Consider the following 11,592-nt stretch of genomic DNA (forward strand, 5'->3'; position numbering starts at 1 on the left):
ACTGTCCCGATGCGTCCGGACACCACCCAGCCTGAGCTGTTCGACCGGCTCGCCGGGATCGGCCGCGACCACGCGGCCGGTCCCGGCGAGCCGAAGCTCCTGTACGACCGGCACGGCGTACTGGTCGTGCGGATCGGCGAGATCGTGGTGAAGGCGCACCAGCCCGACCGCGCGGAAACGGACGGGTCACTGGAGCGCCGCGTGCGGATCGCGCAGGACCTGCCTGAACTGTTCCTGGCACCCCTGGCCCCGCCGCTGCACGTGGCCGGACGGACGGTGACCGTCACCCCGTACGGGGAACCGGCCCGCCCGGACGCCCTGCCGTGGGTCGAGTCCGCGCGCCTGCTGGCGCGGCTGCACCGGTCGCCGGTCCCCGACGGCGCGCCGCCGCTCGGCCGCCCCGAACGCGTCGCCCGCCAGGTGTCGCGCCTGCCCGGCGGTCCGGCCGCCGACGTGGTGCGCCGGGCGTTCGCGACCCTTCCCCCGGCGGCAGAGTTCCCTCACCCCGGCCGCCTGCTGCACGGCGACTGGCACATGGGCCAGATGGTGCGGAACGGGGACGGATGGCGGTTCATCGACATCGAGGACCTGGGGCGCGGCGATCCGGTCTGGGACCTCGCGCGGCCCGCCGCGCTGTTCACGGCGGGCGTGCTGCACCCCGACGACTGGGCCGACTTCCTCACCGCCTACCGCGCCGCCGGAGGTCCCGCCGTCCCGGCGTTCGGCACCCCGTGGACGGTCCTGGACGTCCCGGCGCGAACCCTGGTGATCCAGATCGCCGCCACGTGCGTCATATCCGCACGGGACGCCGACCGACCGCTCGACCCGGCCGAACAGGCCGTGATCGACACCTGCGGCCGGATTTCCCGTGCGGGGGACCCGGCGTGACGTGACGGGGAGCCTGTCCTACATTTAGCCTCTGCCTGGGGATTCTTACCGGAAGGACGACAAAGCGATGCACTGTCCTAAGTGTCGTGGCGTCATGCGGACCTACACCCGCAACGGCGTCCACATCGAGCAATGCGACAACTGCCGGGGGATCTTCCTCGACTACGGCGAGCTGGAGGCGCTGAGCCGCCTGGAGGCCCAGCACGCCCCGGGCTGGGCGGCCCCCGCCCCGCCACCGCCCGCGGCCCCGGTGCAGGTGCACCACCACCACGGCGCGCCGGTGCACCACCACCGCCCGCACCACGGCGGCATGTTCCACATGCTCTTCTCGACGTGACCGGCCCGCCGCGATCCGGACCCCCAACGGGCCCCGGATCGCGGCGGAACGCCCGGCGCGCGCCGGTGCCGCGTCACAGGCGCGGGTCCACCGGCTCCGACTCCAGCGCCAGCACCGCGAACACCGCCTGGTGCACGCGCCACAGCGGCTCGCCGCCCGCCAGCCGCTCCAGCGCCTCCGCGCCGAGCGCGTGCTCGCGCATCGCCAGCGAGCGCTTGCGGCCCAGCGAGCGGCCGCGCAGCCGGTCCAGGTTGGCGGGCTCCAGGTAGTCCGGGCCGTAGATGATCCGCAGGTACTCGCGGCCCCGGCACTTGACGCCCGGCTGCACCTTGCGGTCCGGCGGCGGCGGGCCGAGCGGCTTGACGACCATGCCCTCGCCCCCGGCCCCGGTGTGCTCCTCCCACCACGCCGTCACGGCGGCCTCCGACTCCGGCGAGTCCAGCTCCACCGTCATCGACGCCGTCGGCCTGATCAGCCCCGACACGTCGGCGACGGCCAGCCGCGCCGCGACCGCCATGTGCCAGTCGTGCTCGCGGGCGGCGGCCCAGGACACGCCCTCCCCCGCCAGGATCTGGAACGGGGCCAGCTCGACGCCGTCCAGCCCGTCCACCGGCCAGCAGTAGCGCGCGTAGGCGTCGCGGAACAGCTCGGCGTTGGCGGCGCGGCGGCCCGTCCGGTCGCGCAGCCCGGCCAGGTCCAGGCCCCGCGCGGCGGCCTGCTCCAGCACCCGCGACGCCACCGGCAGCGCGGCGTGCGCGGCGGCCCCCGTCGCGGCGTACTGGGTGCGGATCAGGTCCAGGGCCTTGGCCGACCACGGCAGCAGCTCCGCGTCCAGCGCCAGCCAGCCGGTGTCCAACTCCTCCCACAACCCGGCGGCGGAGATCGCGGCGCGCAGCCGGTCCAGGACGCGCGCGGTCAGCGCCGGGTCGCGGAAGAACGCGCGGCCGGTGCGGGTGTAGAGCGCGCCGGTCGTGCCGTCGTCCACGCCGAAGCGCTTGGCGGCGGTCTCCTCGTCGCGGCACACCACCGCCACCGCGCGCGACCCCATGTGCTTCTCCTGGCAGACCACCCGCGCCAGGCCCGCCGACCGGTACGCCTCCAGCGCCTCGGCGGGGTGCTCCAGGTAGCCGGGCAGCGCGGACGTCGCGGCCGGGGCCATGGTGGGCGGCAGGTAGAGCAGCCAGCGCGGGTCGATCGCGAAGCGGCTCATCACCTCCAGCGCGGCGAGCGCGTTCTCCGAGTGCACGGTGACGCGGCCCATCAGCGCGGTCTCCACGCCGCCGACGTCGAGCACGTCGCCGATCCGCAACACGTCGCTCTCGCGGTGCGCGCCCTCCACCGCCGCCGCCTCGGCGGCCAGCGGCCGGACCGGCTCGTACCAGACCCGCTGCGCCGGGACCGACGCCAGCTCGCGCTCGGGGTAGCGCAGCGCGGTCAGCCTCCCGCCGAACACCACGCCGGTGTCCAGGCAGATCGTGTTGTTGATCCACTCGGCGGCGGGGGTCGGCGTGTGGCCGTAGACGACCGTCGCGCGGCCCCGGTACTCGCGCGCCCACGGGTAGCGGACCGGCAGCCCGTACTCGTCGGTCTCGCCGGTGGTGTCGCCGTACAGCGCGAACGAGCGCACCCGCCCCGACGCGCGGCCGTGGTACTCCTCCTTCAGCCCGGCGTGCGCGACCACCAGGCGGCCGCCGTCCAGCACGTAGTGCGCGAGCAGGCCGTCCATGAACTCCAGCGCCGCCGCGCGGAACCCCTCGTCCTGCCCGGCGAGCTGCTCCAGCGACTCGGCCAGGCCGTGCGCCACGCGCACCTTGCGGCCGCGCATCGCCCGGACGAGCTTGGCCTCGTGGTTGCCCGACACGCACAACGCGTTCCCGGCCGCGACCATGCCCATGACCAGGCGCAACACGCCGGGCGTGTCCGGCCCCCGGTCCACCAGGTCGCCGACGAACACCGCCGTGCGGCCGCCGGGGTGGTTCGCCCCGGCGGCGCGGCCGAGCGCGTCGTGCTCGATCTCGTAGCCTAACCCGCGCAGCAGGTCCTCCAGCTCGGCGCGGCAACCGTGCACGTCGCCGACGATGTCGAACGGGCCGGTCAGCTCGCGCCGGTCGTTCCACGCCTTCTCGTACACGACCGTGGCGGCGTCGATCTCCTCGACGCCGTCCAGCGTGTACACCCGCTTGAACTCGCGCGACAACCCGCGCCGACCGCGCCGCAGCTCCGCGAGCTGCCGGGGGATCACGTGGTCGGGCAGGTCGCGGTCGGGCCGGGCGGCGGTGCGCTCGGCGGCGACCTGCTTCGGCACCTCCAGCACGATCGCGACCGACAACACGTCGTGCTCCTTGGCGATCGCGATCAGCGACTGGCGGGCCTTGACCTGCACGTTGGTGGCGTCCACGACCGTCAGCAGGCCGCGCCGCAGCCGCTTGCGCACGATGTAGTGCAGCAGGTCGAACGCGTCGCCGGTGGCCGACTGGTCGTTCTCGTCGTCGGCGACCACCGCGCGGCAGAAGTCGGACGACACGACCTGGCTCGGCTTGAAGTGTTTGCGCGCGAAGTGCGACTTGCCCGACCCGGACACGCCGACCAGCACGACCAGCCCCATCTCGGGCAACCTCAGGACCTGGCTCATCGGGTGAAAACCCCCATCTGCGTCGGCGGGCCGACCTCGGGATCGTCGTCGCCGACCGGCAGGTAGCGGACGGTGTAGCCGTGGGCGGCGGCCACGCGGTCGGCCCAGGCGCGGAACTCCGTGCGCGTCCACTCGAAGCGGTGGTCGGGGTGGCGCATCGCACCCGGGGCCAGGCCCTCGTAGCGGACGTTGTGCTCGGCGTTGGGGGTGGTGACCACCACCACGCGCGGGTGCGCGTCGCCGAACACCACGTTTTCGAGCGCGGTCAGGCGCGGCGGGTCCACGTGCTCGACGACCTCCATCAGCACGGCGGCGTCGTGGTCGTGGAAGCGCGGGTCGGCGTAGGTCAGCGCGCCCTGGAAGACCTCCAGGCGCTCGGCGTCTCCGCGCGGCTGCACGTCGCGGCGCAGGCGGCGCTCCGCCATCTCGACGGCGCGGTGCGACACGTCCACACCGGTGATCCGGGTGAAGGAGTCGTCGCGCACCATGCGACCCAGCAGCTTGCCAGAGCCGCAACCGAGGTCGATGACGCGGCGCGCGTCCTCCTCGCGCAGCACCGCGAGGACGGCCTCGGCGCGGCGCTCGGCCAGCGGCACCGGCGGCGCGGCGTCGGTCTCAGCGGTGGCCTCCTCTTTGGCGGGCGGCTCCTCCTCCACCTCGACCGGGTCCAGGGCGTCCTCGGGCAGGCCGTCGGCGTCGGCGAGGCGGCTCAGCGCGGTCCGCACCAGGAAGCGGCGGTCGGCCAGGTAGCGGCGGACGATCGCGGTGCGGTGCGGGTGCTCGGCCAGCCAGCCCTCGCCCGAGCGCAGCAGCTTGTCGACCTCGTCGGGCGCCAGCCAGTAGTGCTTGGCGTCGTCCAGCGCCGGGATCAGGACGTAGAGCTGGTTGAGGGCGTCGGCCAGCCGCATCTCCCCGGTGAGGGTGAGCGTGACGTAGCGGGAGTCGCCCCAGCCGGGGAACCGCTCGTCCAGCGGCACGGGTGCGGCCGCGACCCGCCAGCCGAGCGGCGCGAAGAACCGTTCGGCCCCGGCGACGCCGCCGGGGCACGGCAGCGCGGGCAGCGTGATCTCCAGCGGGATCGGCGCGGCCGCCAGCTCCGGCCGGGCCTCGCAGCGGCCGCGCATCGCGGTGCGGAACACCCCGGCCATCGCCGAGGCCAGCAACGACGAGGCGGCGTAGGGCCGGTCGTTGACGTACTGGCCCAGCGAGAAGTCGGGCGTGCGCCTGGCGCGCGTGCGCACGAGGCCGACGGGGTCGACCTCCAGCAGCAGCGCGGCGGTGCAGCGGGCCTCGCCCGCCTCGGGATAGAAGACGTGCGCCGTGCCGGCCGCCTGGTCGAACCGCTGCACGCGGTCAGGGTGCTTGTGCAGCAGGAAGCCCAGGTCGGTGGCGGGCGTCAGGGTGGTCGTGATGGTCAGGAGCACCCGTCAAGTGTTACCGGACGCCGCGCCCGTCCCCCACTTGTTTTCTCACGGCACCACGGGGCCGCTGAGGAAACGTCCGCGCTGGTCGTAGGGCCAGCCGTTGATCCGGCAGCCCTTCAGCCCGAAGATCTGCTGCTGCATCACCGGCGCGGGGCGGCCCGCCCCCGGGCAGGTCATGTGCTTGACGCCGAGCCGGTGCCCGACCTCGTGGTTGATCACCAGCGCGTGGTACAGGTCGGACTGGCCCCGGTAGTAGGTGGTCAGCAGCAGCCAGCGCTTGAGGTTGACCACGACCTGCTTGCCCGCGCTGCAGTTGACCTTGCCCTCGGTGGTCAGCCCGTACGCGCCGCACAACTTGTCGGTGGTGCCCGGGGAGGCGAGCTTCACCACGAAGTCGTAGGGGCCGGAGGCGACCCGCTGGAACGCCCACTTGCCGCCCGCCGTCCAGCCGCGCGGGTCGGCGAGCACGCGGTCGACCGCCAGCGTGAACTGCACCGAGCTCTGCCTGAGGCCGCCCTCGACCTGCACCATGTAGCGCAGCGGCTTGCCCCGGCCGTAGACGCGCTTGCCGGGGATCGGACGCGAGAACGTTCCAGTGCCCCGGGTGGGGATGTAGACGGACTTCCGGGGCGGGACCACCGCCGGTTCGGAGGGCAGCTTGTCGGCGTGCCCGGACGGCCGCGCCTCCGGGGCCTCGGCGGGGACCTCCTGGTCGGCGGGCGTCTTGGCGTCGAGCGTGGCCCACGCCACGAACCCGCCCGCGCCGACCGCCACGACCACGGCCACCGCGACCACGCTGAAGATCACCTGCCGGGCGCGCTCCCGGCGCGCGCCCTCGAAGGCACGTTCGAGGTCGCCGCTGATGCCGTGCTCGGCGCCGACGCTGAACGCGTCCTCGACGACGGGACGGTCCTGCGGATAGCCGCCGCCCTCGTAGGGGCCGGGCTCGTAGCCGCCTTCGTAACCGCCTTCGTGGCCGCCGAACTCGGGCCCGCCGAACTCGTGGCCGCCCGGAGGCCGGCCGCCCGGTCCCTGGTTGCCAGGCCCGTGACCGCCGGGCCCCTGCCCGCCCGGCCCCTGCCCGCCGGGCCCCTGCCCGCCGGGACCGTAGCCGCCCGGTCCGTAACCGCCTGGTCCGTAGCCCCCGAGGGCCTGACCACCGCCCTGGCGCCCGCCGGGGCCCCGGGCCCCGGCGTCGGGTCCGTCGGCCGCGTGGCCGCCGGTGTCATGACCGGACGGCCGACGGCCGCCGGGCCGGTGGTCGGCCGGGTCGCGGGGAGGCGGGGCGCCCTGGGGGCCCGAAGAGGCCCTGCGGCGCCCGGCGCGGGGTCGTTGGGGCTGCATCGCGCACGCCAGCATGCCAGAAATCCTCGCCTTTATGATCAATACGGCGCATCAGGGCCGGGGACGGTGGCGTTCCATCCCCTTTCCAGGTGGATTCCGAGCGTCCGCCGACCGTGTTGCGGACAGCCCCCGAACGGCCGCCGGACGTCCGCTAATCCGTGCCGGGCGGGATCGCGTGCGAGGCGATGCCGCGCACCAGGACGTCCAGGCCGAACGCGAAGCGCTCCTCCCCGGTGCCCGAGGTCAGCTCGTCCGCCATCGCGATGATGTTGGGGAACCGGTCGGGCGGGAGCTTGCCGAAGTACTCGCGGACCTCCCCGATGCGCTGCGCGAAGTGCTCCTGCACGTCACCCTCCCCGACCCGGGCCTGGTAGGCGGTCTCCTCGATGGCGCTGGAGCTCACGAGCATGCCGAGCGCGTCCACCGCCAGGGCCGCGATGCGCGGCGGCACCCCGCCCGCGCGCATGGCGCCGAGCTGGGCGTCGGCGATCCGCAACAGGCCGGCGCCGGTGGGGATCAGGCCGAGATGGGCGCGCGCGATGTCGCGGTGCGCGGTCCACACCCGGCGGCCGGCGTGGGCGATCTCCTTGAGCTGCTCCTGCCAGCGCGCCGGGTCGGGCCGCTCGGGCAGCTCGACCTCCCCGGCGACGCGGTCGAGCATCAGCTCCACCAGCTCGTCCTTGCCGGAGACGTGCGCGTAGAGCGAGGCCGGGCCGGTGTCCAGCTCCTGGGCGACGCGGCGCATGCTGACCGCGTCCAGCCCCTCGGCGTCCAGGACGCCCAGCGCGGTGGTGACGATCAGGTCGGCGGTGAGCCGGCGGCGCGGCGGCGCGCCGCGGCGGGGACGGCGGCCCGGCGGGGTCGGCATCGGCGCGTCGGCACCGGTCACGGCGGCCCTCCTGAGGATCACGTTGCGAGCACGAACATCGTACTTGACACGAACACTGTTCTTCTTTAGAACTATGTTCGCCATAACGAACACTGTTCTTCCCGCATCCCCCCGGAGGCCCCGAATGAGCACGACCCCCTACCGATGGCGCTGGCCGGCGCTGGCGGTGATCCTCGCCGGCGAGGTCATGGACATGCTGGACACCGTCATCACCAACATCGCCGCGCCCACCATCCGCGCCGACCTCGGCGGCTCCCCCGCGACCGTGCAGTGGCTGGCGGCCGGGTACACCCTGGCCATGGCGGTCGGCCTGGTCACCGGCGGCCGGCTGGGCGACCTGTACGGGCGCCGCCGCATGTTCCTGGTCGGGGTGGCCGGGTTCACGCTGGCCTCGCTGCTGTGCGGGATCGCGTTCTCGCCCGGGACGCTGGTCGGCGCCCGGCTGCTCCAGGGCCTGTTCGGCGCGCTGATGTTGCCGCAGGGCCTCGGCATGATCAAGCAGATGTTCCCGCCCGCGCGGTTGGGAGCGGCGTTCGGGCTGTTCGGTCCGGTGCTGGGCCTGTCGTCGGTCGGCGGGCCGACGCTGGCCGGGGTGCTGGTGGACGCCGACCTGTTCGGCACCGGCTGGCGGATGATCTTCCTGATCAACCTGCCGCTGGGCCTGGCGGCGCTGCTGGCCGGCTGGCGGTTCCTGCCCGCCGGGCGGGAGGAGGGCGCGGCCCGGCTCGACCTGGGCGGCGCGCTGCTGGTGTCGGCCGGCGCGGGCCTGCTGGTCTACCCGCTGGTGCAGGGGCGCGAGCTCGGCTGGCCGTGGTGGACCTTCGCCATGATGGCCGCCGCCGTCGCGGTGTTCGCGGCGTTCGGCGTCCACCAGGTGCGGCGGCGGCGCGCGGGCGGCGACCCGCTGGTCGTGCCGAGCCTGTTCGGCAAGCGCGCCTTCACCGGCGGGCTGGTGCTGAGCCTGGCGTTCTTCGCCGCCGTCGCGGGCTTCGGCCTGGTGTTCTCGCTCTACCTCCAGACGGGCCTCGGCTACTCCCCCGTCAAGGCGGGCCTGGCGCAGATCCCGTGGTCGGCGGGGATCATCGCCGGGTTCGGCCTGGCGCAGGCGGGGCGGCGGCTCGGCCGGGGCCTGCTGCACGTCGGGCTGGTCGTCATGACCGCCGGGACGGGCGTGACGCTGGCCGTCCTCCAGCTGGCCGGGACCGGCGTCGGGCCCTGGCGGCTCGCCCCGGGGCTGGTCGTGCTGGGGATCGGCATGGGCATGGCGATGGCCCCGCTCTTCGACATCGTGCTGGGCGGCGTCGAACTCGCCGAGACCGGCTCGGCGGGCGGCACGCTCACCGCCGTGCAGCAGCTCGGCGGCGCGCTCGGCGCGGCGGTGCTGGGCACGGTGTTCTTCGCGCGGGCCGGTGACGCGGCCGGGCCCGGAGCGGCGGGGACGATGCTGGAGACCGCGATGCGGGCCACGTTGTGGGTCGAGATCGCGCTGTTCGCGCTGGCGTTCGCGCTGGTGTTCCTGCTGCCCCGGCACGCCCGCCCGGAGCAGGACGCCGAGACCGGCGCCGGGGTGCCCGTCGCGGTGTGACGGGCACCCCGGCAACGGCGGGCGGGCACGGGGCTGCGCGCCCCGTGCCCGTCCGTCGTCACAACTTGGACTGGACCTCGGCGGCCAGCAGCTCCAGGTGGCCCAGGTCGTGCAGGTCCAGGACCTGGAGGTAGAGGCAGTCCGCGCCCAGCTCGGCGAACTTGCCGATCTTGTCCACCAGCTCGGCGGGCGTGCCGGCCAGGCCGTTCTCGCGCAGCTCGGCCACGTCGCGGCCGATGGCGTCGGCGCGGCGCTTGATCTCGGCCTCGTCGCGGCCGCAGCACACCACCTGGGCGGCGGAGTAGGCCATCGGCCGGGTGCGGTCCTGGGCCTCGCAGGCGGCGCGGACGCGGCCGAACGCGACGGCGGTGTCGTCCGGCTTGTGGAACGGCACGTTGTACTCGTCGGCGTAGGTGGCCGCCAGGCGCGGCGTGCGCTTGGCCCCGAAGCCGCCGATGAGCACCGGCGGGCCCTCGGGGCGGGCGGGCTTGGGCAGCGCCGGGGAGTCCTTCAGCGTGTAGTGCGCGCCGTCGAAGTCGAAGGTCTCGCCCTGCGGGGTGCGCCACAGCCCGGTGATGATCTGGAGCTGCTCCTCCAGCCGCTCGAACCGCTCGTTCAGGCTCGGGAACGGGATGCCGTAGGCGGTGTGCTCCTGCTCGAACCAGCCGGTGCCGACGCCGAAGTCGACCCGGCCGCCGCTCATCCGGTCCACCTGCGCGACCGAGATCGCGAGCGGGCCGGGCAGCCGGAAGGTCGCCGCGGTCATCAGGGTGCCCAGCCGGATGCGGCTGGTCTCGCGGGCGAGCCCGGCGAGGGTGATCCAGGCGTCGGTGGGGCCGGGCTCGCCGGACACCTCGCCCATCTTCAGGTAGTGGTCGGAGCGGTAGAAGGCGTCGAAGTCCAGGTCCTCGGTGGCCTTCGCGACCGCCAGAAGGGTCTCGTAGCCGGCCCCCTGCTGGGGCTCGGTGAAGATGCGGAGTCGCATGGCCCCATCCTGCTACCTACCGCGAGGCGGGGGCGACGCGGGGCCCGGACGCCGCTTCCGTTCTCCGGGCCCCGCGTCGCGGATCGGTCAGTCCTGCGGCCTGCGGCGCGCCCGCGCAAGCCGGGACAGGATGAGGCCGCCGCCCACCAGGGCGAGCGACGCGTCGACCATGGCGCTGCTCTCGACGCCGGTACGTGGCAGCTCGCGCAACTGTTGTCCCGGCACGGCCGGGGCGGTCACGGCGGGCCGTTCGGCGGGCTTGCGGGGGCGCAGGGCGGGCGCGGCGGCGGCACGCGCCGTGCGGACCTTCCGCATCCGGTGCGCGGCCGGGGCGACGGCCGCCGGGCGGGCGATCCGGGTGCGGACGCTGGCCCGGTTGTTGGCGGTGTTGACCTCGTAGGTCTTGGTGGTCGCCGCCGAGGGGGCGAGGACGGCCGTGCCGGGCTTGTTCTTGGGCATGACGCGGGTGTGGATGGTCTTGCTCTTCCCCGCCGGGAGCGAGCCGACCTCGCACAGGTACACGCTGGACTTGTACGGGCTCTTGGCGTCGGACGTCTCCGTGCGGGTGCAGGCGCTGTCGTTCTCCAGGACCTCGGCGGGCACCGAGGAGGTGACCACCACCTCCTCGGCGACGCCCGGACCGGTGTTGCGCACGGTCGTGGTGTAGGAGACGACCTCGCCGGGACGGACGGTGCCCGGCCCCTTCTTGGCCAGCGACACGTCGGCCACGTCGGCGACGATGGACGCCGGGAACTCCTCGGTCGTCTGCGTCCGGCCCGACGTCACCACCGCCGTGCTCGTCACGTGCTCGCGCGGCTTCGCGCTGGTCGCCACCTTGGCGGTGAACACGCCCGCGACGGTCTCGCCGGACCCGACCTCGCCGAGCTGGCAGACCGCCCGGCCGCCCTTGCCGGAACCCGCGCTGGAGAAGGAGCAGTTCTGGGAGCCGGAGACGAACTCCAGCGACTCGGGCAGGGTCGTGGTGAACACCGTGGGCCCCGCGTCCAGCGGGCCCTTGCCCGTCACGGCGAACGGCCAGTTGTAGGTGCGGCCGGGCACCAGCGGCACGCCGGGCGCGGCGGTGTGGACGTCGAACGTGCCGGGCTTGGCGCGGGCGGCGGTCGCGAGCTGCTGCCGCTGCTTGCGGTGGTGCCGGTGCTTGTGGACCCGGTGCTTGACGGTCGTGGTGACCGTTGCGGCCGCCCGCCGCTCGCGCGGCTGCGCCTGCACCGGCCCGTCGGCCGCCGCCGTCCCCGCGACGCCGGGCAACGGGACCAGCCCGAGCAGCGGGGCCGCGGTCACCACGGCCAGGCCGACGACGGCGCGGCCCTTCCCTCTCCGGAGCATGATGGTCCCCCTGACCTGGCCGGACAGCTTGATCGACTCCGTTTCTAGCCCGGTCCCGATGATCTACCTAGCGCTGTGTCGGCGTGTCGTCACCGGGGGTGCCGTCAACCTTCGGTCAAGCCGCCGGAACGCCCCGCCCCGCTGGCCGCGAAGGTCAGAGA

The 11,592-nt window shown here is 74.4% G+C and carries 9 protein-coding genes; 3 read left to right on the forward strand and 6 right to left on the reverse strand.

Translation table 11 applies throughout. The features are described 5' to 3' along the window. Positions 1–9 precede the first annotated feature (9 nt). Together AH6_RS21395 and AH6_RS21400 are read left to right on the forward strand one after the other, a co-directional pair. On the forward strand, positions 10–888 hold the full coding sequence (locus tag AH6_RS21395) for a phosphotransferase family protein (protein WP_067482572.1): 879 nt from the start codon (positions 10–12) through the stop codon (positions 886–888). Positions 889–955: 67 nt separating this feature from the next. Further along, positions 956–1,225 (forward strand): TFIIB-type zinc ribbon-containing protein, encoded by a 270-nt coding sequence (locus tag AH6_RS21400; protein WP_067482574.1) that lies wholly within the window; start codon positions 956–958, stop codon positions 1,223–1,225. A gap of 73 nt (positions 1,226–1,298) precedes the next feature. Here the strand turns inward: AH6_RS21400 and AH6_RS21405 are convergent, their stop codons facing one another. From AH6_RS21405 to AH6_RS21420, 4 genes are all read right to left on the reverse strand, one after another. Then, positions 1,299–3,857: a polynucleotide kinase-phosphatase gene (locus AH6_RS21405; RefSeq protein WP_067482576.1), complete on the reverse strand. Its 2,559-nt coding sequence runs from the start codon at positions 3,855–3,857 to the stop codon at positions 1,299–1,301. Further along, positions 3,854–5,281: a 3' terminal RNA ribose 2'-O-methyltransferase Hen1 gene (locus tag AH6_RS21410; protein ID WP_067482578.1), complete on the reverse strand. Its 1,428-nt coding sequence runs from the start codon at positions 5,279–5,281 to the stop codon at positions 3,854–3,856. Before AH6_RS21410 ends, AH6_RS21405 begins: the two co-directional genes overlap by 4 nt. A 45-nt stretch (positions 5,282–5,326) precedes the next feature. Beyond that, on the reverse strand, positions 5,327–6,640 hold the full coding sequence (locus tag AH6_RS46005) for a DUF3152 domain-containing protein (protein WP_245679400.1): 1,314 nt from the start codon (positions 6,638–6,640) through the stop codon (positions 5,327–5,329). A 136-nt stretch (positions 6,641–6,776) separates the two neighbouring features. Then, the gene (locus AH6_RS21420; RefSeq protein ID WP_245679401.1) at positions 6,777–7,514 is read right to left on the reverse strand and encodes a TetR/AcrR family transcriptional regulator; all 738 of its coding nucleotides are present in this window, start codon (positions 7,512–7,514) and stop codon (positions 6,777–6,779) included. Positions 7,515–7,638: 124 nt separating this feature from the next. Here AH6_RS21420 and AH6_RS21425 point away from each other — a divergent pair, with 124 nt between their 5' ends. After that, on the forward strand, positions 7,639–9,099 hold the full coding sequence (locus AH6_RS21425; protein ID WP_067482580.1) for an MFS transporter: 1,461 nt from the start codon (positions 7,639–7,641) through the stop codon (positions 9,097–9,099). Positions 9,100–9,157: 58 nt separating this feature from the next. On the opposite strand, the gene AH6_RS21430 is transcribed toward AH6_RS21425, so the two are convergent. Together AH6_RS21430 and AH6_RS21435 are read right to left on the reverse strand one after the other, a co-directional pair. Beyond that, positions 9,158–10,084: an LLM class F420-dependent oxidoreductase gene (locus AH6_RS21430; RefSeq protein WP_067482582.1), complete on the reverse strand. Its 927-nt coding sequence runs from the start codon at positions 10,082–10,084 to the stop codon at positions 9,158–9,160. Positions 10,085–10,171: 87 nt separating this feature from the next. Continuing rightward, positions 10,172–11,431, reverse strand: a complete 1,260-nt coding sequence (locus tag AH6_RS21435) for a DUF11 domain-containing protein (RefSeq protein WP_067482584.1) — start codon at positions 11,429–11,431, stop codon at positions 10,172–10,174. Positions 11,432–11,592 lie beyond the last annotated feature (161 nt).

Source organism: Actinomadura hibisca NBRC 15177 (genome assembly GCF_001552635.1).
Lineage (GTDB): Bacteria > Actinomycetota > Actinomycetes > Streptosporangiales > Streptosporangiaceae > Spirillospora > Spirillospora hibisca.

What these genes read in the sequence shown, in the direction of transcription:
- AH6_RS21400 (WP_067482574.1), top strand. Translation starts at nt 956, where the DNA reads ATGCACTGTCCTAAGTGTCGTGGCGTCATGCGGACCTACACCCGCAAC.
- AH6_RS21430 (WP_067482582.1), bottom strand. Translation starts at nt 10,084, where the DNA reads ATGCGACTCCGCATCTTCACCGAGCCCCAGCAGGGGGCCGGCTACGAG.
- AH6_RS21395 (WP_067482572.1), top strand. Translation starts at nt 10, where the DNA reads ATGCGTCCGGACACCACCCAGCCTGAGCTGTTCGACCGGCTCGCCGGG.
- AH6_RS21405 (WP_067482576.1), bottom strand. Translation starts at nt 3,857, where the DNA reads ATGAGCCAGGTCCTGAGGTTGCCCGAGATGGGGCTGGTCGTGCTGGTC.
- AH6_RS21435 (WP_067482584.1), bottom strand. Translation starts at nt 11,431, where the DNA reads ATGCTCCGGAGAGGGAAGGGCCGCGCCGTCGTCGGCCTGGCCGTGGTG.
- AH6_RS46005 (WP_245679400.1), bottom strand. Translation starts at nt 6,640, where the DNA reads ATGCTGGCGTGCGCGATGCAGCCCCAACGACCCCGCGCCGGGCGCCGC.
- AH6_RS21425 (WP_067482580.1), top strand. Translation starts at nt 7,639, where the DNA reads ATGAGCACGACCCCCTACCGATGGCGCTGGCCGGCGCTGGCGGTGATC.